General features: G+C 73.4%; 19 protein-coding genes. 11 read left to right on the top strand and 8 right to left on the bottom strand.

All coding sequences use genetic code 11. The features are described 5' to 3' along the window. The first annotated feature begins 67 nt into the window (after positions 1 to 67). A complete protein-coding gene (locus ACZ5D2_RS16700) occupies positions 68 to 1,135 on the top strand; it encodes an MBL fold metallo-hydrolase (protein ID WP_371674975.1) in 1,068 nt (355 codons plus the stop codon). A 55-nt stretch (positions 1,136 to 1,190) separates the two neighbouring features. Here ACZ5D2_RS16700 and ACZ5D2_RS16695 read toward each other — a convergent pair whose 3' ends face one another. Continuing rightward, positions 1,191 to 2,672 (bottom strand): MFS transporter, encoded by a 1,482-nt coding sequence (locus tag ACZ5D2_RS16695; RefSeq protein WP_468929918.1) that lies wholly within the window; start codon positions 2,670 to 2,672, stop codon positions 1,191 to 1,193. A 64-nt stretch (positions 2,673 to 2,736) separates the two neighbouring features. Between ACZ5D2_RS16695 and ACZ5D2_RS16690 the strand changes: the two genes are divergently transcribed. Next, the gene (locus ACZ5D2_RS16690; protein WP_468929916.1) at positions 2,737 to 3,516 is read left to right on the top strand and encodes a helix-turn-helix domain-containing protein; all 780 of its coding nucleotides are present in this window, start codon (positions 2,737 to 2,739) and stop codon (positions 3,514 to 3,516) included. A 33-nt stretch (positions 3,517 to 3,549) separates the two neighbouring features. On the opposite strand, the gene ACZ5D2_RS16685 is transcribed toward ACZ5D2_RS16690, so the two are convergent. Continuing rightward, entirely contained in the window at positions 3,550 to 4,341 is a 792-nt protein-coding gene (locus tag ACZ5D2_RS16685; protein WP_266846723.1) for an SDR family NAD(P)-dependent oxidoreductase, read from the bottom strand. Positions 4,342 to 4,480: 139 nt separating this feature from the next. Between ACZ5D2_RS16685 and ACZ5D2_RS16680 the strand changes: the two genes are divergently transcribed. The 6 genes from ACZ5D2_RS16680 (at position 4,481) to ACZ5D2_RS16655 (ending at position 12,615) form a co-directional block, all read left to right on the top strand. After that, complete coding sequence (locus ACZ5D2_RS16680; RefSeq protein WP_371674972.1) at positions 4,481 to 5,053, top strand: TetR/AcrR family transcriptional regulator; 573 nt, start codon at positions 4,481 to 4,483, stop codon at positions 5,051 to 5,053. Between the two features lie 280 nt (positions 5,054 to 5,333). Further along, positions 5,334 to 6,818, top strand: coding sequence for an aldehyde dehydrogenase family protein (locus tag ACZ5D2_RS16675; RefSeq protein ID WP_371674971.1), 1,485 nt, complete (start codon positions 5,334 to 5,336; stop codon positions 6,816 to 6,818). A 15-nt stretch (positions 6,819 to 6,833) separates the two neighbouring features. Further along, positions 6,834 to 8,411, top strand: a complete 1,578-nt coding sequence (locus ACZ5D2_RS16670) for a GMC family oxidoreductase (protein WP_468929911.1) — start codon at positions 6,834 to 6,836, stop codon at positions 8,409 to 8,411. Further along, a complete protein-coding gene (locus ACZ5D2_RS16665) occupies positions 8,408 to 9,508 on the top strand; it encodes a quaternary amine ABC transporter ATP-binding protein (protein WP_371674969.1) in 1,101 nt (366 codons plus the stop codon). Before ACZ5D2_RS16670 ends, ACZ5D2_RS16665 begins: the two co-directional genes overlap by 4 nt. 235 nt (positions 9,509 to 9,743) lie before the next feature. Beyond that, positions 9,744 to 11,630: an ABC transporter permease subunit gene (locus ACZ5D2_RS16660; RefSeq protein WP_468930164.1), complete on the top strand. Its 1,887-nt coding sequence runs from the start codon at positions 9,744 to 9,746 to the stop codon at positions 11,628 to 11,630. Position 11,631: 1 nt separating this feature from the next. Continuing rightward, positions 11,632 to 12,615, top strand: a complete 984-nt coding sequence (locus tag ACZ5D2_RS16655; RefSeq protein WP_371674968.1) for an ABC transporter substrate-binding protein — start codon at positions 11,632 to 11,634, stop codon at positions 12,613 to 12,615. A gap of 44 nt (positions 12,616 to 12,659) precedes the next feature. Here the strand turns inward: ACZ5D2_RS16655 and ACZ5D2_RS16650 are convergent, their stop codons facing one another. Then, complete coding sequence (locus ACZ5D2_RS16650) at positions 12,660 to 13,055, bottom strand: cupin domain-containing protein (protein WP_266846731.1); 396 nt, start codon at positions 13,053 to 13,055, stop codon at positions 12,660 to 12,662. A gap of 52 nt (positions 13,056 to 13,107) precedes the next feature. On the opposite strand from ACZ5D2_RS16650, the gene ACZ5D2_RS16645 reads away from it, so the two are divergent. Then, positions 13,108 to 14,100, top strand: coding sequence for a GlxA family transcriptional regulator (locus ACZ5D2_RS16645; RefSeq protein ID WP_371674967.1), 993 nt, complete (start codon positions 13,108 to 13,110; stop codon positions 14,098 to 14,100). A gap of 42 nt (positions 14,101 to 14,142) precedes the next feature. Here the strand turns inward: ACZ5D2_RS16645 and ACZ5D2_RS16640 are convergent, their stop codons facing one another. Beyond that, positions 14,143 to 14,925, bottom strand: a complete 783-nt coding sequence (locus ACZ5D2_RS16640) for an oxidoreductase (RefSeq protein ID WP_371674966.1) — start codon at positions 14,923 to 14,925, stop codon at positions 14,143 to 14,145. 92 nt (positions 14,926 to 15,017) lie between these two features. Further along, a complete protein-coding gene (locus ACZ5D2_RS16635; RefSeq protein ID WP_371674965.1) occupies positions 15,018 to 15,596 on the bottom strand; it encodes a TetR/AcrR family transcriptional regulator in 579 nt (192 codons plus the stop codon). 177 nt (positions 15,597 to 15,773) lie between these two features. On the opposite strand from ACZ5D2_RS16635, the gene ACZ5D2_RS16630 reads away from it, so the two are divergent. After that, positions 15,774 to 16,415 (top strand): hypothetical protein, encoded by a 642-nt coding sequence (locus tag ACZ5D2_RS16630; RefSeq protein ID WP_371674964.1) that lies wholly within the window; start codon positions 15,774 to 15,776, stop codon positions 16,413 to 16,415. A 78-nt stretch (positions 16,416 to 16,493) separates the two neighbouring features. On the opposite strand, the gene ACZ5D2_RS16625 is transcribed toward ACZ5D2_RS16630, so the two are convergent. Together ACZ5D2_RS16625 and ACZ5D2_RS16620 are read right to left on the bottom strand one after the other, a co-directional pair. Next, positions 16,494 to 17,237 (bottom strand): 2-phosphosulfolactate phosphatase, encoded by a 744-nt coding sequence (locus ACZ5D2_RS16625; RefSeq protein ID WP_371674963.1) that lies wholly within the window; start codon positions 17,235 to 17,237, stop codon positions 16,494 to 16,496. Positions 17,238 to 17,414: 177 nt separating this feature from the next. Further along, positions 17,415 to 18,740 (bottom strand): YhgE/Pip domain-containing protein, encoded by a 1,326-nt coding sequence (locus tag ACZ5D2_RS16620; RefSeq protein WP_371674962.1) that lies wholly within the window; start codon positions 18,738 to 18,740, stop codon positions 17,415 to 17,417. 143 nt (positions 18,741 to 18,883) lie between these two features. Between ACZ5D2_RS16620 and ACZ5D2_RS16615 the strand changes: the two genes are divergently transcribed. Beyond that, positions 18,884 to 19,609, top strand: coding sequence for a MerR family transcriptional regulator (locus ACZ5D2_RS16615; protein ID WP_371674961.1), 726 nt, complete (start codon positions 18,884 to 18,886; stop codon positions 19,607 to 19,609). Here ACZ5D2_RS16615 and ACZ5D2_RS16610 read toward each other — a convergent pair. Further along, positions 19,590 to 20,144: ABC transporter permease (locus tag ACZ5D2_RS16610; RefSeq protein WP_468929901.1), on the bottom strand; the 555-nt coding region annotated here is incomplete at its 5' end. The genes ACZ5D2_RS16615 and ACZ5D2_RS16610 overlap by 20 nt on opposite strands.

The raw sequence follows: 20,144 nt of genomic DNA, 5'->3' as shown, positions 1-20,144 counted from the left end.
GTCCGCCGCCGCCGGCCGCGCGGCGAGCCGGGCCCGGACCGGACGGGACGGGACCGCGGGAGGACATGTGACCGCACTCGGTGAATCGATCGGGATCGACGCCTCGACCGTGCTGGTCCTGGGACAGGAACTCGCCGTCGAGCGCGGGCAGCCGGACGTCGCCAACGCCCTCGTCCACCGGACCGGCGACACCCTGGTGCTCGTCGACACCGGTGTCACCGAAGCCTTCCGCGCGGCACTGCGCGAGGCCGCCGACCGCGTCGGACCCTGGTCGCGGGCGCTGGTACTCACCACGCACGGCCATCCGGACCACATCGGCAACAACGACCTGGCCGATGAACTGGGCGTACCGGTCGAGCACTTCCTGCCCGCCCGGGACCTCGACCAGATCCGGGACCCGGTGGCGTACTGGACGCGGGCCTTCGAGCGCATCGCCGGACCGGCACCGGGGCCGGCGCCCGAGCAGTCCGCCGAGCGGCTGCTCTCGCTCTTCCGACCGCTCCGGCCCTTCGGCGCGACGACCCGGACCTACGAGGAGCGGCCGCTGGAACGGATCCGCATCGGCTCGCTCCGGTTCACCGGCTGGACCTTCGCCGACGGCGCGGTCCGTGTGCTGCGCAGTCAGGGCCACTGCGCGGGGCACGTGATCGTGCACCTGAGGGACTGCGGAGTCCTGCACCTGTCCGACGAGGGCAACGGACCCTGCGGTGCGATGGCCGACGCCGACCAGCTCAAGATCCAGACCGTGCTCGGCGCGGTCGCCCTCCTCTTCGAGGAGGGACGGGCCGCAGTCCTCACCGACGGGCACACCTTCACCGTGCGCAGCGGCGCCGAGGTGGTGTCCTACCTGGACGGGATCCTGGAGCAGGCCACCGCGCTGCAGGAAGCGGCCCTCGGGCTGACCGGGGAGAGCGGGCGGGCCGTGCCCGGTGCGTTCACCGCCCGGTACGCGGAGAGCGCCGCCGAACTCGGCGTCAGCGGCGCCAACCCGGACGCGATGTTCACCGCCTTGATGGCGGTGAACCAGCTCCAGGAGCTCGGCCTGCGGCCGCAGACCGGCGACGCCGAAGCGCCCTGGTCCCGGCCCCCGCTCCACGACGGCCGACCGCCCCACCCGGCCCCACCCGACGGCTGAACCCCGCTCCCGCGCGCGGTGGCTGCGCGATCGCGCCGCCCTCGGGACCCTGCGGTCAGCGCGGGCTCCCGGCACCGGCTCCCCGCACCGTCAGGCCGACGAGGAGGAACCCCAGGAGGAAGCATCCGGCCGCCGCGAGCGCCGACGCGTGCAGACCCGGGATGCGGCCCTCGCCGCCGACGAGCGTGCCGAACAGCGCGACCCCGATCGCATGGCCCGCCTGACGCGACACGTTGAAGGAGGCCGAGGCCACGCCCGCGTGCTCGGCCGGGGCCGCCTCCATGATCGCCACCGTTGCCGCCACGACGGTCAGCGGCGTCGCGAGTCCCGTCGCCATCAGGGCGAAGAGCAGTACGGGGTAGGGGGTTTGCGGCCCGGCGGCGAGCCAGCCCAGGAAGCCCGCCGCCCCCAGCAGCAGTGCCCCGGCCATGGGGACGTACGGTCCGGTGCGGGTGGCGACCCGGCTCGACAGCGGTGCGGCGAGGAAGCCCATGCAGACGGACGGCAGCAGGGCCAGCCCGGTCTCCAGCGCGCCGAAGCCGCGGTCCCGCTGGAAGTACAGCGTCGCGACGAAGAGCATCCCGTAGTAGCCCAGGCTGAGCAGCAGGCCGACGGCGTTCGTCGTGCTCACCCGACGGTCGCGGAGCAGGGACGGTGGCAGCAGCGGCCTCCTGCCGTCCGGCCGGGCGGCGAGGGACCTCTCCAGGTGTCGTTCCACCAGGACGAAGCCGGTCAGGGCCGCCGCTCCCACCGCGAAGGCGGCGAGCACCCGGGGAGAGGTCCAGCCGTCCGGCCCCGCCCCGTTGAGCGCGCCGGCCACCGCGACGAGACCGAGGACACCGAGCAGCAGGCCCAACGGGTCCATCCGTCCGGTCCCCCGCGGCCGGTCCGGTACCCGGACGTGGCGCAGCGTCAGCACGGCGGCGAGCGCGGCCACCGGCAGGTTCACCCAGAACACCCACCTCCAGTCCAGCCCCGAGACGAGCAGCCCCCCGACCACCGGCCCGGCGCCGAACGCCACGGCCGACACCAGACCCCAGACGCCCACCGCCCGGGCCCGCTGAACGCCGTCCGGGTAGGCCGCCCGCAGCAGGGCGAAGGAGGCCGGTACGAGGAAGGCCGCTCCGGCACCCTGGGCGAGCCGGCACCCGACCAGCGCCACGGCCGAGGGGGAGAGGGCGCAGCCGGTCGAGGCCAGGGTGAACACGGCCAGCCCGAAGAGGTAGAGGGGCCGGTGCCCGAAGCGGTCGCCGAGCCCGCCCCCGAGGAGCAGCAGGCCGGCGAAGAGGGTGCTGTACCCGTCGACGATCCATTGCAGGCCGGAAGCGCCGACGTGCAGGGATCCCTGGATGCCCGGTACGGCCACGTTGACGACGGTCACGTCGAGCATGACGAGGAAGTGGCCGAGGCTCAGGGCGATGAGCGGCGGCAGGGGCAGCTTCGGGCGCTTGCGCGCGACCACCTCGCCCTGCCGGGCGAAGGCGTCGGATCCAGCGGGGACGGGCGTGGACGGGGCGGGGAAGTCCGTGGAACTCATGACGTCAGTCTCGACGCGGGACACTTCGCCGGTCGACGAACCGTGGACTGCCTACGATGGGGCCGTGACCACCCGAAACGGTTCCCGCGGCGACCGGTTGAACCGGCAGCCCGACATCGCCCGCGCCGCCGCCCTGATCGCCGACGCCTCCCGCGCGAGCATGCTGAAGTCGCTGGGCGACGGCCGCGGGCTGTCGGCCAAGGTGCTCGCCGCGGAGGCGGGGATCGGCGCTCCGACGGCGAGCGCCCACTTGGCCCGGCTCGTCGAGGCCGGTCTGATCACGGTGGAGAGCGCGGGGCGCAGCCGGTACTACCGGCTGGCAGGCCCCGAAGTCAGCCTCGCGCTGGAAGCCCTCGCGGTGATCGCACCCCCGCTCCCGGTCACGACGCTGCGGGAGAGCAGTGCCGCGAACGCCCTGCGCCGGTCCCGCACCTGCTACGACCACCTGGCGGGCCGGCTCGGGGTCGCGCTGATGGGCGGCCTCCTCGCCCACGGCATCCTGGCCGGACACGACGGCACCCACGACCGGGACGCAGCGGTGCGCGACCGGGCGCGCGGCTACGGACACGACCACGACTACCGGCTCACACCGGCTGGCCGGGACGCGCTGGGGCGTTTCGGCATCGACGTGGCCGCCCTGCCCGGCCGTCGGCCGCTGGTCCGGTACTGCGTGGACTGGAGCGAACAGCAGCACCACCTGGCCGGGGGAGTGGGGGCGGCCGTCACCGCGAGGCTGTTCCGGCTCGGCTGGCTGCGCCACGGCGTGAGCCCGCGCGTCGTCCACCTCACCGACGCCGGTGCCGAGGGCATCGCCGACTGGCTCGGGCTGCACCCGGAGGGCTGACCCCGGAGGACCGACCCCGGAGGACGACGCGGCCTAACGGCGCGCGCGCTGGGACTCGACCATCTGCCGTACGGTGCCGTCGACGTCCGTCCGCGCCTGGATCCGCTCGGCGAACCCGGGGAACTGTCCGGCGATGGCGCTCAGCAACCGCAGCTCCAGCGGGGCCACGTTGACCTCGCAGAGGTCGCGGCGCACGGCCCGTACGACGGCGTCGGCGACCTGGCCGGGCGTGACGGTCCTGATGCCGTTCGGCGTCGTGGCACCGGTGTCCGCGAACATCCCGGCGTCCCGGACGAAACCCGGCTGGACCAGGGACACCCCCACCCCCGTGCCCCTGAGCTCCTGGCGCAGGGCGAGGGCGAATCCGCGCAGCCCGAACTTGGTCGCGTTGTACAACGAGGTCGACCTCGACGCCGCCTTGCCGGAGATGGATCCGACCAGCACGATGTGGCCTCGGCCGCGGGCGACCATGTGCTCCGCGAGCAGCCGGGACAGCAGGAGGGGCGCGCGCAGGTTGACGTCGAGGGCGCGGTCGAGCTGCTCCTCGGTGTAGTCCAGGAGTTCGCCGCTGGCGGGCAGCGCGGCGTTCGCGACGAGGACGTCCGCCTCGGCGCAGGCCCCGGCGAGGCGGACGACGTCGGACCTGACGGCGAGGTCGGCGACGACGGTGCGGGCGCCGCAGGCGTCCGCCGTGGCCTTGAGGGCCTCCGGCCGCCGGCCGGTGACCGTGAGGCGGGCCCCCCGCGCGGTCAGCCGTGCGGCCAGGGTGGAACCGATGCCCCCGGTGGCCCCGGTGAGCAGAACGTTCGATCCGGAAATGTCCACAACGACTCCTGTGTGACGTCCCTCTACTGTTCGTTCGAACGAACAGTAGGGACCGCTCCGCCCCGTGTCCACACCCGGTCCCCCCAACTCCCCCCTCCCGCAAGGGCGTCCGGGCAGGTCGATGGGGCAGAATGCCGACATGCCCCATGCCTCCGACACCCGCCAGAGCATCATCGACGCCGTACTGCGGATCATCGGGCAGGACGGCGTCGCGGCCGTCACCAACCGGCGGATCGCCAAGGAGGCCGGGGTCTCGCTCGGTTCCGTCACCTACCACTTCGCCACCCAGCACGAGCTGCTGCGCGAGAGCCTGCTGTACTTCGTGGCCGAGGAGACCCGGCACTTCAGCGCGCTCGCGGGCTCCTGCGCCGACGAGCGCTTCGACATCGGGCAGGCCGCCGAGGCGGTGGCGCGGGTCGCCGGCGGCAACGCCTTCGACAGCCGCCACATCGCCCCCTTCGAGCTGTACGTCCAGGCCGGGCGCGACGAGCGGCTGCGCGCCGCCGCCACCGAGTGCTTCGCCGCCTACGACCTCCTGGCCGCCCGGATCCTGGCCCAGCTCGGCGTGCCCGACCCCGAACGCCTCGCGGGCGTGGCCGTCGCCCTGGTCTTCGGGCAGCAGCTGCGCCGCCTGGCCACCGGCGCCCCCGCGGAGGACCTCGTCGACGCCCTGCTGGTCCTGACGGAGTGCGCCGCGCCGCGGATTCCGTAGGCGCCGACGGGTGATCCGAGCGCCGCGAACGCGCCGATCAGCTCCCGCCCCGCGCCGCCCCGCTCCCGCCCCGCGCCGCCCGCCTGCGACGGGCCGCCCCGACACCCTCGAGGGTGGGCGAAATACCCCGATCCGCCCCATATCTCCCCGTAGTGGCGGGAAGTGACTCCCGTCACTTCCCGTGACCGATGGGACATGCCTCCGCAAGACCGGGGCAGGCGGGCCCGAGCATCGCCACCGCGGGCAGTCCGCGGTGCCGGAATCGGAGGTACAGCGCGTCGTGTCCGAGCAGACGACCATCCACATCGCCGGGACCTGGCGTTCCGCGGTATCAGGGGCCACCCGAGAGGTCCTCGACCCGGCCGACGGCACCGTCCTCGCCGTCGTCGCCGAGGCAGGTGCCGCGGACACCGACGCGGCCGTCGGCGCGGCCCGCGCCGCCTTCGACAGCGGCCAGTGGCCCCGGACCCCCGTCCCGGAGCGGGCCGCACTGCTGCGCCGCACCGCCGACCTGCTCGACCGCGACCGCGAGCGCCTCGGACTCCTGGAGAGCCGTGACGCGGGCAAGACCCTGGAAGAGGGCCGTGTGGACGTGGACTGCGTCGCCGCCGCCTTCCGCTACTTCGCCGACCTCGTCGCCGGCGAGAGCGCGGGACGCGTCGTGGACGCCGGGACCCCCGAAGTCCACAGCGTCGTCGTCCACGAGCCCGTCGGGGTCTGCGCCCTGATCACCCCCTGGAACTACCCGCTCCTCCAGGCCTCCTGGAAGATCGCTCCCGCCCTCGCCGCCGGCAACACCTTCGTGCTCAAGCCCAGCGAGATCACCCCGCTGTCCACCGCGGCCCTCATCGGCCTGCTGGTGGAGGCCGGTCTGCCGGCCGGTGTCGCCAACCTGGTCACCGGCCCCGGCGACCCCGTCGGCGCGCGCCTCGCGGCCCACCCCGACGTGGACCTCGTCTCCTTCACCGGCGGACTCACCAGCGGTACGAAGGTGATGCGCGCGGCCGCCGACTCCGTCAAGAAGGTCGCCCTCGAACTCGGCGGCAAGAACCCCAACGTGGTCTTCGCCGACGCCTGCGCCACCGAAGAGGGCTTCGACACCGCCGTCGACCAGGCCCTCAACGCCGCCTTCATGCACAGCGGCCAGGTCTGCTCCGCCGGCTCCCGCCTCATCGTCGAGGAGGGCGTCGCCGATCGCTTCGTCGCCGAACTCGCCCGCCGGGCCGACCGGATCCGCCTCGGCCGCGGCACCGACCCGGGCGTGGAGTGCGGACCGCTGGTCTCGGCCGCCCAGCGCGAGCGCACCGAGGAGTACGTGGCCTCGGCCCTCGCCGAGGGCGCCGTGCTCCGCGCGGGCGGACACCGCCCCGACGGGCCCGGCTACTTCTACCGGCCGACCGTGCTGGACCGCTGCCACCGCGGGATGCGCGTCGTACGGGAGGAGGTCTTCGGGCCGGTCCTGACCGTCGAGACCTTCCGTACCGAGGCGGAGGCCGTCGCGCTGGCGAACGACACCGAGTACGGGCTGGCCGGCGCGGTGTGGACCTCCGACCCGGGCCGCGGCCGCCGCGTGGCGGGCCGGCTGCGCCACGGCACCGTCTGGATCAACGACTTCCACCCCTACCTCCCGCAGGCCGAGTGGGGCGGCTTCGGCAAGTCCGGCACCGGACGCGAACTGGGGCCCTCGGGCCTGGCCGAGTACCGCGAGTCCAAGCACGTGTACCAGAACCTCGCCCCCCGCCCCGTGCGCTGGTTCGCGGGCTGAAGGAGGAACAGAGCCATGAACACCCCCACGCATGCCCCCACGCCCATCCCCGCCCCCACCCCCGTGGAGCAGGAGTACGACTACGTCGTCGTCGGCGGCGGCACCGCCGGCTCGGTGATCGCCTCCCGCCTGACCGAGGACCCCGACGTCACCGTCGCCGTCATCGAGGGCGGCCCCAGCGACGTCGACCGCCCCGAAGTGCTCACCCTGCGCCGCTGGATGGGGCTGCTCGGCGGCGAGCTCGACTACGACTACCCCACCACCGAGCAGCCCCGCGGCAACTCGCACATCCGTCACAGCCGCGCCCGCGTCCTGGGGGGCTGTTCCTCCCACAACACCCTCATCGCCTTCAAGCCGCTCCCGTCCGACTGGGACGAGTGGGAACGGTCGGGAGCCGAGGGCTGGCACGCCGCCGCCATGGACCCGTACTTCGACAGGCTCCTGAACAACATCGTCCCGGTGGCCGAGAAGGACCGCAACGCCATCGCGCGCGACTTCGTCGACTCCGCGCAGACCGCCCTGGGCGTCCCGCGCGTCGAGGGGTTCAACGAGAAGCCCTTCCACGAGGGGGCCGGATTCTTCGACCTCGCCTACCATCCGGAGGACAACAAGCGCTCCTCCGCGTCGGTGGCCTACCTCCACCCCGTCATGGACGAACGCCCCAACCTCCGGATCCTCCTGGAGACCTGGGCCCACCGCCTCGAACTCGACGGCACCCGCGCGCGCGGCGTCCACGTACGCGCCAAGGACGGGACGCAGTCCCTGGTCACCGCGCGCCGCGAGGTACTGGTGTGCGCCGGAGCCGTCGACACCCCGCGGCTGCTGCTGCACTCGGGCATCGGCCCCCGCGCCGACCTGGAGGCCCTCGGCATCCCCCCGCTGCACGACCTGCCCGGAGTCGGGGAGAACCTGCTCGACCACCCCGAATCGGTGATCGTCTGGGAGACCGACGGCCCGATTCCCGAGAACTCCGCGATGGACAGCGACGCCGGGCTCTTCGTCCGGCGCGACCCCGACTCCGCCGGGCCCGACCTGATGTTCCACTTCTACCAGGTCCCCTTCACCGACAACCCCGAGCGCATCGGCTACGAACGCCCCGCGCACGGGGTGTCGATGACCCCGAACATCCCCAAGCCCCGCAGCCGCGGCCGCCTCTACCTGACCAGCGCGGACCCCGAGGTCAAACCGGCCCTGGACTTCCGCTACTTCACCGACGAGGACGACTACGACGGCCGGACCCTGGTGGACGGCATCAAGCTCGCCCGCGAGATCGCCGCGACCCCGCCGCTGGCCGGCTGGCTCAAGCGCGAGGTGTGCCCCGGTCCGGAGATCACCGGCGACGAGGAGCTGAGCGCCTACGCCCGCTCCGTCGCGCACACCGTCTACCACCCCGCCGGAACCTGCCGGATGGGCGCCGTCGACGATCCCGGCGCCGTGGTGGGACCGGACCTGAAGATCCGCGGACTCGAAGGCATCCGCATCGCGGACGCCTCCGTCTTCCCGACGATGCCCGCGGTCAACCCGATGATCGGAGTGCTCATGGTCGGCGAGAAGGCAGCAGAGCTGCTGGCCCGGGAAGGCGGTACCCGATGAACACCGCCCCCGCCGCCACATCCCCCGCCGCCACCCCCTCGGCACCCCCCGTCTTCGCCGTGGACGGCCTCTGGAAGGTCTTCGGCCCCGAGAAGGCCGCCGCCAGGGTCCCCGGCTCCGCCGACGCCACCGGCCTGTCCGCCGCCGAACTGCGCGAGCGCACCGGCTGCACCGCCGCCGTCCGCGACGTCACCTTCGACGTCCGCAAGGGCGAGGTCTTCGTCGTGATGGGCCTGTCCGGCTCCGGCAAGTCAACCCTCGTACGCTGCCTCACCCGGCTCATCGAACCCACCGCCGGAAGCCTGGCCATCGACGGCGAGGACGTCCTCGCCATGGACGCCGCCCGGCTGCGCGCCCTGCGCCGCCACCGCGCCGCCATGGTCTTCCAGCACTTCGGCCTCCTCCCGCACCGCAACGTCCTGGACAACGTCGCGTACGGACTGGAGATCCAGGGCGTCGGCCGCGGCGACCGCCGGGACAAGGCCGCCGAACTCGTCGCCAAGGTCGGCCTCGAAGGACTGGAGGAGCGCCGCCCCGGCCAGCTCTCCGGAGGCCAGCAGCAGCGCGTCGGCCTGGCCCGCGCCCTCGCCGCCGACCCCGAAGTCCTGCTGTTCGACGAGCCGTTCAGCGCGCTCGACCCCCTCATCCGGCGGGAGATGCAGGAGGAGGTCGCCCGGCTCCACCACGAGGAGGGCCGCACCATGGTCTTCATCACCCACGACCTCGCCGAGGCCCTGCGCCTGGGCGACCGGATCGCGCTGATGCGCGACGGCCGCATCGTGCAGCTCGGCACGCCCGAGGAGATCGTCGGCTCGCCCGCCGACGACTACGTACGGGACTTCGTCCGCGACGTCCCCCGCGAGCAGGTGCTCACCGTCCGCAGCGCGATGCGCCCCGCGGCCGCGGGCGAAGCGGAGCGGGGACCGGCACTGGCCCCGGCCACCACCGTGGTCGAGGCCATCCAGGCCGTCGCCCGTAGCGGCGGCCCGGCCCGTGTCGTCGACCACGGCCGCTGCCTGGGCGTGGTGGACGACGCCGGGCTGCTCGCCGTCGTGGCCGGACTCCCGGCCGGCACCGGACGGGGGGTGGCGGCATGACCCGCCCGGCCCGTCCCGCGGCCCCCGCCCCCGACGCGAGGAGGTGGTGCGCGTGACCGCGACCCCGACCCCGACCCACACCCCGACCCACACCCGCGCCGCCGCCCCTTCGCAGGCCCCGCAGTCCGTCGAACGGTCCGCCGGCCCGGGTTCCGCCGACACCGCGTCCGCCCCCCAGGACCGCCCCCGCAGACCCCTGGCCGCCCTCGCCGCGCGCCGCGGGGTCCTCGTCCCGATGGGCGTCGCCATCGCCCTGCTGATCCCGCTCGCCGTGGCCTTCCCGGGCGCCGGCAGCTGGCCCGCGGCCCTCACGGCCGACCTGTCCGGCCCGCTCGGCCGCGCCGGCGACTGGATCATCGACCACCGTGACAGCCACCCCCTTTTCCTCTACTTCTTCGGCCACATCAGCAACGCCGTCGTGGTGTCCGTACGCGCCGTGTACGTCCTCCTGCTCGCCGCCGGCTGGACCGGGGTCACCGCCCTGGCCGCCCTCGTCGCCTGGCGCCTCGCGGGCATCCGCCTCGCCCTGACCTGCGCCGCCGCCTTCGTCGCCTGCGGCCTGCTCGGCATGTGGGTGCCGACCATGCAGACCCTCGCGCTGATGGCCGTCGCCGTCGCGGCCTCCGTCGTACTGGGCGCCCTGCTCGGCCTCGCCGCGGGGCTCTCCCCGCGCGCCGACCGCGTCCTGCGTCCCGTACTCGACACCATGCAGATCCTGCCGGCCTTCGCGTACCTGCTGCCGATGGTGCTCGTCTTCGGCATCGGCGTGCCCGCCGCGGTCCTCGCCACCGTCGTCTACGCCGCGCCGCCCATGGCCCGCCTCACCGCCCTCGGCCTGCGCGACGCCGACGCGGGCGTCCTGGAAGCAGCCGCCTCGCTCGGCGCCACCGGACGCCAGCGACTGCTGACCGCCCGCCTCCCGCTCGCCCGCCGACAGCTCCTGCTCGGCGTCAACCAGGCCATCATGACGGGCCTGTCCATGGCCGTCATCGCCTCCGTGATCGGCGCGGGCGGCCTCGGCGACCGCGTCTACCAGGCCCTCGCCTCCGTCGACGTCGGCGCGGCCCTGGCCGCGGGCATCCCGATCGTGCTGCTCGCCGTCGTACTGGACCGCACCGCCGACGCCGCGGGCCGCCGGATCGGCGCCACCCCCGTGCCCGCCCGCGAACGGCACCTGCTGCGGCGGGTGTTCTCCGGCTGGTACGGCCGGCTGCTCACCTTCCTCGTGGCGGTGGCCGCCGCCGTCGCGGGCCGCGTCGCCGGAAGCTCCCTGTGGCCCGGGTCCTGGACCGTCCCCCTCGCCGACCCGGTGAACTCGGCCGTCGCCTGGATGACCGGCCACCTCTACTCGGGCGTCCCCGTAGTCGGCGGCACCGCCGACTGGGCCGCCCGGTTCACCGGCTGGATCCTCGACCCGCTGCGCTCCGGACTCCAGGCCGCCCCCTGGTGGCTGCTCCTCCTGCTGGCCTGCGCGCTCGCCCTCCTCGCGGGCACCTGGCGCACCGCACTCACCGCCGTCCTCGCCCTCGGCGCCGTCGGAGCGCTCGGCGTGTGGGAAGCCTCCCTGGACACCCTCTCCCAGGTCCTGGCCGCCGTCGCGGTCACGCTCGTACTCGGCTTCGCGATCGCCGTGGGCGCCGCCCGCAGCGCCCGGGCGGAGCGGCTGCTGCGGCCCGTCCTCGACGTGTGCCAGACCCTGCCGCAGTTCGTCTACCTCATCCCCGTGGTCGCGCTGTTCGGCGTCGGCCGCGCACCGGCCGCCGCGGCCGCCGTGGTGTACGCGCTGCCGGCCGTCGTACGGATCACCGCACAGGGCCTGCGCGAGGTGGACCCGAACGTCGTGGAATCCGTCCGCTCGCTCGGCGCGACCCGCGCCCAACTGCTGCGACAGGTCCAACTGCCCCTCGCCCGACCCGCGTTGCTCCTGGCCGTCAACCAGGCCGTGGTCCTCGTCCTCGCCGTCGTCATCATCGGCGGCCTGGTCGGCGGTGGCGCGCTCGGCTACGACGTCGTCCTCGGCCTCGCCCAGGGCGACCTCGCCACCGGCCTGGTGGCCGGGGCCGCGATCGTCTGCCTCGGCCTGCTGCTCGACCGCCTCACCCAGCCCGCGAAGGAGGCCTGACATGCGCTCCGCACACCCCCGGCGCCCCCTCGGCCGCCGCGCCGCGGCCGTACTGGCCGCCACGACCGCCCTCGCCGCCCTCACCGGCTGCGGGGCGGCCGACATGACCCGCCAGTCCTCCCCGTACGCCGCGGCGCAGGGCGCGAAGACCGTCACCCTCTCCGTCCAGTCGTGGGTCGGTGCCCAGTCGAACACCGCCGTCGCCGCCTACCTCCTCGAACACGAGCTGGGCTACCGCGTGGACACCGTCCAGGTCGACGAGGTCCCCGCCTGGGACGCCCTCAGCCAGGGCCGCGTCGACGCGATCCTGGAGGACTGGGGCCACCCCGAGCAGGAGAAGCGGTACGTCGAAGGGAAGAAGACCATCACCCCCGGCGGGGACCTCGGGGTGACGGGCCACATCGGCTGGTTCGTCCCCACCTACTTCGCCGAGGCCCATCCCGACGTCACCGACTGGAAGAACCTCGACAAGTACGCCGACCTGCTGCGCACGCCGGAGAGCCGGGGCAAGGGCCAGCTGATGGACGGCTCCCCGTCCTACGTCACGAACGACAAGGCGCTGGTGAAGAACCTGGGCCTCGGCCTCGAAGTCGTCTTCGCCGGCTCCGAGGCCGCGCAGATCACCCAGATCAAGCAGTTCGCGAAGGAGCACAAGCCCTTCCTGACGTACTGGTACGAGCCCCAGTGGCTCTTCGAACGCGTCCCGATGACCGAGGTGAAACTCCCCGAGTACACCGAAGGCTGCGCCGACGATCCGCAGAAGGTGGCCTGCGCCTACCCGCACACACCGCTGCAGAAGTACCTGAACACGCGCTTCGCGGACTCGGGCGGCAAGGCGGCCGAATTCCTGAAGAAGTTCCACTGGACCAAGGCGCAGCAGAACGAGGTGTCCCTGATGATCGCCGAGGAGAAGCTCTCGCCGCAGCAGGCGGCGAAGAGGTGGGTGGAGCACAACGAGAGCGTGTGGAAGCCCTGGCTGACCTGACGTCCGCGCACCCGCACCGCCCGCCGGCCCGCCCGGTCACCGGCTCAGGTGCCGAGCGGGTGGCCGGTCGTCGCGTCCACGTGGTCGGGGACCTCCTCGTGGCGATCGCCCACCGTCGGCGTCCCGGTGGGCTCGAACAGCAGGATGGCGGCGCCGGACGGAGCGTGGGGCTTGTGCTCCGTACCCCGGGGAACGGTGAAGACCGACCCCCGGGGGAGCAGGACCGTACGCTCCCCGGCGGGCTCGCGCAGGGAGATGTGCAGCTCTCCGTCCAGGACCAGGAAGAACTCGTCGGTGTCGTCGTGGACGTGCCAGAGGTGTTCGCCCTCGACCTTGGCGACGCGGACGTCGTAGTCGTTGACCCGCGTGACGATACGGGGGCTCCACAGGGCGTCGAAGGAGGCCAGGGCCTCGCTGAGGGAAATGGGTCCGTTGCTCATGGGCTCATCCTGGGGCGTTACGCACGGCCGGTGTGAGTGCTAGGAATTGCACATGCCGAAAGAATCCTCGCAAGGGGTGCGCGCGGCCGGCGCGCACCGGGTCGTCGTGATCGTGGACGAGAACTCGAACCCGTTCGAGCTCAGCTGCGCGATCGAGGTCTTCGGCCTGCGCAGACCCGAGCTCGGCCGTGATCTCTACGACTTCCGGCTCTGCTCTCCCGGGCCCCGCACCCTGATGCGAGACGGGTTCTTCACCCTCACCGGAGTCGCCGGTCTGGAAGCGGCCGACGAGGCCGACACCCTGGTCGTCCCCAACCGCCCCGATGTGGAGGTGCCCCGACGGCCCGCCGTGCTCGACGCCGTCCGACGGGCGCACGCGCGCGGTGCCCGCCTGATCGGCTTCTGCAGCGGCGCCTTCACCCTGGCCGAGGCCGGAGTCCTCGACGGGCGCCGGGCCACCGCGCACTGGCAGTGGGCCGATTCCTTCCGGGACCGCTTCCCTTCCGTCCACCTCGAAGCGGACGTGCTCTTCGTGGACGACGGTGACATCCTCACCGCCGCCGGGAGCGCGGCCGCGCTCGACCTCGGGCTGCACGTGGTCCGCCGCGACCACGGTGCGGAGGTCGCCAACTCCGTGAGCCGGCGACTGGTCTTCGCGGCGCACCGCGACGGCGGGCAGCGCCAGTTCGTGGAGCGCCCCGTCCCCGACCTGCCGGACGAGTCCCTGGCGCCCGTCCTGGCCTGGGCCCAGGAACGGCTGGACACGGTGCTGACCGTGTCCGACCTCGCGGCGCGCGCGGCGGTCAGTCCGGCGACGCTGCACCGCCGCTTCCGGGCCCAACTGGGGACGACGCCCCTGTCGTGGCTCACGGGGGAACGGCTCGCCCTCGCATGCCGGTTGATCGAGCGGGGCGAGTCCCGCTTCGAGGTGGTCGCGCGGCGGAGCGGACTCGGCACCGCCGCCAATCTGCGCGCCCTGATGCGCCGCGAGACCGGCGTCGCTCCGTCGGCGTACCGGCGCCGGTTCGGCGCCGGTACGAGGTGACGGCGGGACGGCCGGGTCCGCGCGCCGGAAGCGGCGGGCCTCTCACACCGTTTTGATGCCGCCGCCCTCGACGTGGTAGTCGGCGCCGGTCACGCTGGCCGCGCGGTCCGAGACGAGGAAGGCGACGACGGAGGCGACCTCGTCGGGTTCGACCATGCGGCCGGTGGTCATGCCCATCGCCGACGGCACACCGGACACGAAATCGCGGTGCCCGACGCCGTTCGCCCCGGCGAGGCGGGCGCCGAAACCGTCGGCGTCCTCCCACATGCCGGTTCGCGTCGGCCCCGGGGAAACCGTGTTCACGCGTACGCCCCTGGGGCCGAACTCCTCGGACAGCGCCTTGCCGAACGCGTTGAGGCCCGCTTTCGCGACGCCGTACTCGATGGGACCCGTGCCCGGCATGCGGGCGCTCATGGACGAGATGTTCACCACCGAGCCACGGCGTTCCAGGATGCTCGGCAGCAGCCGTCGGGTGACGCGTACCGTCCCGAACAGGTTGACCTCGAAACTCTGCGCCCACAGGGCGTCGTCCGTGGCGAGGAACCCGTTCAGGGTGAACTCGTCTCCTCCTCCCAGGTTGTTGACCAGGATGTCCACGCCGCCGAGTGCCGCGAGCGCCTGCGTCCCCAGTTCCTCGGCGCCCTCCGGAGTGCTCAGGTCGACCGCGACCGCGTGGGCGCCGGTCTCCTTCAGTTCGGCCGTGACCGTGCGGGCCGCACCGACCACGCGGACCCCCTCGGCGACGAGCTGCCGGGTGATCGCGAGGCCGACGCCCCGGCTCGCCCCGGTCACGACCGCGGCCTTGCCCGCGAGATTGAGCTCCATGTCGGACTCCTTCAATTCTTCGAAGTTTTTGAACCTCAGGTACAAAACAAGCCCATAAAAAATGGGGCGGGCCGTCGCCGTGCGCCGCCGGACTACAGAGCGCCCATCGCCGCGTCCACGACCCGCCGCAACTGCGTGCCGTCCCGGTCGGTCTTCGCCAGCACCCGCATGCCGATCACCGTCGCGAGCAGCCAGGCGGCCACCGCCGCCGCGTCGCGCCCGCCGTCGATCTCGCCGGCCCGCTGGCCCGCCTCGACGGTCGCCCGGAACGCGCTCTCCGTCCGCGCGAACATCATGCGTACGGTGTCGGCCGTACCGGGGTCCGAGGGGGCGGACTCGGCGGCGGTGTTGACCGCCATGCATCCGCGTCGGTCCGGGTCGCCCAGGTCGAGTTCGACCAGTGCCTCCAGTGCGCCGCGCAGCCGGTCCCTCGCCGAGCCGGGATGGTCGAGGAGCGCCTCCAGCCATGCGGCCTGCGAGTCCCGGTAGCGCGCGAGGGCCCGCTCGAAAAGGGCGTGCTTGCTGCCGAAGGCGTTGTAGAGGCTGCCCTTGCCGATGCCGATCTCGTCCACGAGGTCCTGAGGCGTCGTCGCCGCGTACCCCTTGCGCCAGAACACGCCCATCGCGCGCTCCACCGCCACGTCCGGATCGAACTGCTTCGGCCTGCCCATGGCGCCCACCGTAGCAGCGTTTTTGACCTTGAGGTCAAATAGTCGCCGATTCCCTGGCGCACCGGGCCACCCGTGGCTGGGCCATCCGGGAGGCCTGCCGCCCTCGTCCGGCATGGCACCCGGGCCCGCGGCTCCGCGGGGAGGAGGCTGGTGCCCCCGATCACGCAGGAGGGGTCTGTGAACGAGCCCGGCTCGCAAGGGACCCGAGCGCCGGCATCGGGCCGGGCGGGCCGTGAAGCCGCCGGGCCGGCCGGGGTCGTGGGCATCGGACTCGCCGCCGTGCTGACGTTCGCGCTCGCCCAGGGCTCCTGGCAGTGGTTCGCCGCGTTCATCGGTGTGACGCTCCTGGCGGTGATCCTCGCCTTCCAGGGACGGCCGCCGTGGATGCCCGGCATCAGGACCGGGTACACGCGCAATCTGGTCGCCTACTCGCTGGTCGTCGGTCTGTGCGTGGCGATCGTGCTGGCCCCCATGCTCCAGCGCTGGGCCTGGCTGTTCCCCATGCCGGGCACGCGCAGCGGTTGCCTGGAGATGGGCAGGTACGAAGCCCTCCTCACGGAGGCCGCGCTGGCGGACCTGGCCGGCCGCGACGGCGCCGCTCTGGCCTACGCCCGGGCGAACCAGAGCGGGAAGGCCGTCGCCGACTGCCTGGCGGCCACGACGACCCTGTGGCTTCCCCTCTACGGAGCCGGGGCGGCCGTGCTGGTGGGAGCCGTCGCATGGTTCCGCGACCGGGCCCGCGCGCGGCGGGACTCCCGGTGCGCCCCCGTCCCGACAGGAACGCCCCCCGCGGGGACCCTCCAGGACGGCGCGACGTAGTCCGCATCGGGCACGCCCACCGGCCGACGGACGGGAGGTCTTCGAGCCGCTGGTGGAAGTCACCGCGGAACAGCGGCGTCAGGTCGTCACGTTGCCGGCGGCCGTCGCCCGGCCCACCTCGGAGGGCGAAGCCCCGTCGGCGGGCGGAGGCACCGCGTACGGGCGGAGGACCATGAGGGAGTCTTCCTGGGTCGCCACCATGGCGAAGGGGAAGCGGTCGAGATCGAGACAGAGTGCGACGTCGTCCGGATGGACTCCCAGGCGCACACCCTCGGCCAGCTCGGAGGCGGCGCGTGACCCGCCGGCGCGGCGGAGGAATCCGGCCGGGTCCGTCCCGGACCCGGTGGCCCGCCCGGCGATGTACTGGGCGCAGGCCAGGTCCTCATCGGCCCGGCCGTCCTCGCCGGTGACCACGAACGTGACGCTGTCGCACCCGCGTGTCCGCAGGAGCCGGGCCGTTGCCTCCGCCACCACGAAGCCGGCGCACAGCACCAGCGACGCGTCCTTGACCGCGAGGGCGCCGACCGTCCCCGCCGTGGTCTTCTGCACCACGGTCCGTCCGGCCAGGTCGGCCGAGCGCAGCAGGCCGGGCGAGTTGACCAGGTCGAACCCGGGCGCGGCCGGACCGTCCTTGAGCGCCACCCAATCCGGGTGACGGGCCTTGAGCGCCAGGGCGTCGTCCAGGGACTCGGCCAGAACTATCTTCTCCGCCCCCCGGGCAAAGGCCCAGGCGGCCACGGTGTAGGCGCGCATGACGTCGATCACGACCGCCACGGAAGGGGTTCCGGCCAGATCGGAGATGCCGAGGAATCGAGCGTCCATGCCGCTCATGATCGTCCAGGCCCGCACCGAAGTTCCGGGATGGTGGTGCGCGTCACATTCGCCGCCCGGGTTCCGGCCGGTGGCGGTGCGCCGCGGGCCGGCCCACGGTGTGGGCCGGCCCGGGGGTCAGGTCAGGTTCGTCCCGGAGGACGCGATCGGGGCATCGCGAGCCGTGTCTCAGGCCGTGGCGGGTGCCGAGGCCTCCGGGGCCGCGGGCTCCGATCCGTCGGCGGGGTGGGGGATGCGGTGCAGCCCCCTGCGGTCGTAGAGGCGGGTGACGGCGAAGCCGAAGGCCAGTGCGGCGACCAGGGCGATGCCCATGGAGGCCCACGCCCGGGCCAGCCCCGCGTCGGCCTGGGCGCCGTAGTACAGCAGGGACCGCAGGCCCTCGGTGATCTGGCGCAGCGGCTCGAATTCGGAGAGGGCACGGAAGAACCCGGGCAGTGCCTGGACCGGCACGGTGGCGCCGGAGGAGGGGACGGCCATGGCGACGAAGACGATGGTGGCCAGCAGCATGCCGGGGGTGCCGAAGGCCGCGAACAGGGCCAGGCTGCCGATGCCGACGACCGCGATGGTCGAGACCGAGTAGAGCCACAGCAGGCCGAGGTGGGAGGCGTCCATGTCGAGGATGCCGACCGTGGCGACCTCGACCAGGGTGCCCATGACCAGGGAGAGTCCGAGCATGAGCGCCGTGCCGATGGCGAGCGTGCGGACGCGGCTGGTGTGCTGGACGGGTTCGCGCTTGCGGAACGGGCCGAAGTCGGTGTGCAGGTAGCCGAGCGCGGTGTCGACCTGGGAGTTGACCACGTTGGCGCCGAGCATGCCGCAGACGACCAGGACCAGTGCGTAGTAGAAGGCGCTCAGGCCCATGGCGCTGCGGGAACCGACGGGGTGGCCGTCGGCGACGGTGACGGTCACCGGGTCCGCCAGCTTCAGCTGGGCGGCCGTCGGGAGCGGGGCCTTCTGGGCCGCGGCCTGCTTGAGGAGTTCCTGGCCTATGTGGGCGGAGGCGGTGTGGGCGGCCTTCTGGGCGGCCTGGGAGGACATCGAGGAGCCGATGCTGCCGGCGGCCTGGTTCGTCAGCACGGTCAGGGTCGGCGGGGTGGCCTTGCCCTGGGGCGCGGGCTGCGGGGAGGTGAGCGCGGCCACCGTGGCGGAGAAGTCCTTGGGTATGACGAGGGCGCCGAAGACCTTGCCCCGGCCGAGCCGCTTGTCGGCCTCCTCGCGGCTGACGACCTGCCAGTCGAAGCTCTTGTCGCCCTCGGCGGCCTTCTGGATCCCCGAGACGACCTGGTCGCCCAGGTTGACGTGGCGGCCGCCCGCGTCGGCGCCGCTGTCGGCGTTGACCAGCGCCACCGGCAGGTCGCGCAGGTTGCCCCTGGGATTGACGTTGCCGCCCACGTAGAGCAGGGCGAACAGGATCGAGACCACTGCGGCGATGAGTCCCGTTCCGATCCACAGCCGGGGTCGGCGGAGAACGGAGGGGGGCGTGGGTTGAGGCATCGATTCTCCGGTGCGGTGCGGCTGCGTTCCTGAACTGGATACTGAAGGTATCCAGCTACTGGATAGTGGCAGTATCTTGTTGTGGTGTCCAATCGCCGACGACGGACACCGGACGGGCACCGCATGACCGGCAGGGAGGCCGTATGAAGATCTCGGAGCTCAGCCGGCGGACCGGCGTACCGGTCGCCAGCATCAAGTACTTCCTACGGCAGGGGCTGCTGCCCGCCGGCCGGGCGACCGCCGCGACCCTCGCCGAGTACGGGGAGGAGCACGCGCAGCGACTGCGCCTGATCAAGGCGCTGACCACGCTCGGCGGCCTCTCCATCGCCGCCACCCGTGACGTGCTCGGGGCCATCGACCAGGCCCACACCTCCGAGGGCGCCCTCGGCGCGGTCAGCTACGCCCTTCCGGTGCCGGTGGCGGGCCAGAGCGCCGCGGCCGACGAGGCGGAGGCCGAGGCAGCGGCGACCGCCGAGGCCGAGGTGTCGGAGCTGCTCGCGGCCCTGGACTGGCGGGCGCCGGACACGTCGCCGCACGTGGAGGGGCTCGCGGTGGCGCTGAAGGAGCTGCGGCGGCTGGACGCGCAGTACGCCCCGGGCGAGCTCGCCGCCTACGCGAGGCTGGCCGAGTCGGTGGCCCGGCTGGACCTGGAGCGGGCGGCGGGCCTCGACGACCCGGTGGCGCTGGCCGAGCGGGCGGTCATCGTCTTCGCGATCTGCGCCCCGGTGTTCGAGCTGCTGCGGCGCCTCGCCCAGGAGGACCAGGTCCGGCGCCGGGTCGCGGCCGAGGGGACGGCCTTCCGGACGGGCGGGGGGCCGACGGCCCCCGAGCCGCAGGACGGCTCGCCCGCTACTTCGGGTCGGTGTTGAACCTGGCGGTCGACCAGAGGTAGCCGAGGACCGTGAGGCCGACGCACCAGGCGATGGCGAGCCAGCCGTTGTTGCCGATCCCGGTGCCGAGGAGGAGGCCGCGGAGGGTTTCGATGGCGGGGGTGAAGGGCTGGTACCGGGCGATGGGCTGGAACCAGCCGGGCATGGAGTGGACCGGGGTGAAGGCGCTGGAGAGCAGCGGCAGCAGGATCAGCGGCAGCGCGGAGTTGCTGGCGGCTTCGGCGTTGGGGCTGACCAGGCCCATGCCGACGGCGATCCAGGTGAGGGCGAGGGCGAAGAGGGTCAGGAGTGCGAGGGCGGCGAGCCATTCCAGGGCGGTGGCGTCGGTGGAGCGGAAGCCGATGGCGGCGGCGACGGCCGCGATGAGGACCACGCTGGCCACGCACTGCAGGACGCTGCCGACGACGTGCCCGACGAGCACCGAGGGGCGGTGGATGGCCATGGTGCGGAAGCGGGCGATGATCCCTTCGGTCATGTCGTTGGAGACGGAGACGGCGGTGCCGATGGTGGTGCT

Source organism: Streptomyces sp. NPDC031479 (assembly GCF_055581065.1).
The sequence above is the reverse complement of the archived record's forward strand: the minus strand, read 5'-3'. Positions and strand labels throughout refer to the sequence as shown.

What these genes read in the sequence shown, in the direction of transcription:
- ACZ5D2_RS16695 (WP_468929918.1), bottom strand. Translation starts at nt 2,672, where the DNA reads ATGAGTTCCACGGACTTCCCCGCCCCGTCCACGCCCGTCCCCGCTGGA.
- ACZ5D2_RS16680 (WP_371674972.1), top strand. Translation starts at nt 4,481, where the DNA reads ATGCCCCATGCCTCCGACACCCGCCAGAGCATCATCGACGCCGTACTG.
- ACZ5D2_RS16670 (WP_468929911.1), top strand. Translation starts at nt 6,834, where the DNA reads ATGAACACCCCCACGCATGCCCCCACGCCCATCCCCGCCCCCACCCCC.
- ACZ5D2_RS16665 (WP_371674969.1), top strand. Translation starts at nt 8,408, where the DNA reads ATGAACACCGCCCCCGCCGCCACATCCCCCGCCGCCACCCCCTCGGCA.
- ACZ5D2_RS16660 (WP_468930164.1), top strand. Translation starts at nt 9,744, where the DNA reads ATGGGCGTCGCCATCGCCCTGCTGATCCCGCTCGCCGTGGCCTTCCCG.
- ACZ5D2_RS16655 (WP_371674968.1), top strand. Translation starts at nt 11,632, where the DNA reads ATGCGCTCCGCACACCCCCGGCGCCCCCTCGGCCGCCGCGCCGCGGCC.
- ACZ5D2_RS16650 (WP_266846731.1), bottom strand. Translation starts at nt 13,055, where the DNA reads ATGAGCAACGGACCCATTTCCCTCAGCGAGGCCCTGGCCTCCTTCGAC.
- ACZ5D2_RS16645 (WP_371674967.1), top strand. Translation starts at nt 13,108, where the DNA reads ATGCCGAAAGAATCCTCGCAAGGGGTGCGCGCGGCCGGCGCGCACCGG.
- ACZ5D2_RS16640 (WP_371674966.1), bottom strand. Translation starts at nt 14,925, where the DNA reads ATGGAGCTCAATCTCGCGGGCAAGGCCGCGGTCGTGACCGGGGCGAGC.
- ACZ5D2_RS16635 (WP_371674965.1), bottom strand. Translation starts at nt 15,596, where the DNA reads ATGGGCAGGCCGAAGCAGTTCGATCCGGACGTGGCGGTGGAGCGCGCG.
- ACZ5D2_RS16625 (WP_371674963.1), bottom strand. Translation starts at nt 17,237, where the DNA reads ATGGACGCTCGATTCCTCGGCATCTCCGATCTGGCCGGAACCCCTTCC.
- ACZ5D2_RS16620 (WP_371674962.1), bottom strand. Translation starts at nt 18,740, where the DNA reads ATGCCTCAACCCACGCCCCCCTCCGTTCTCCGCCGACCCCGGCTGTGG.
- ACZ5D2_RS16615 (WP_371674961.1), top strand. Translation starts at nt 18,884, where the DNA reads ATGAAGATCTCGGAGCTCAGCCGGCGGACCGGCGTACCGGTCGCCAGC.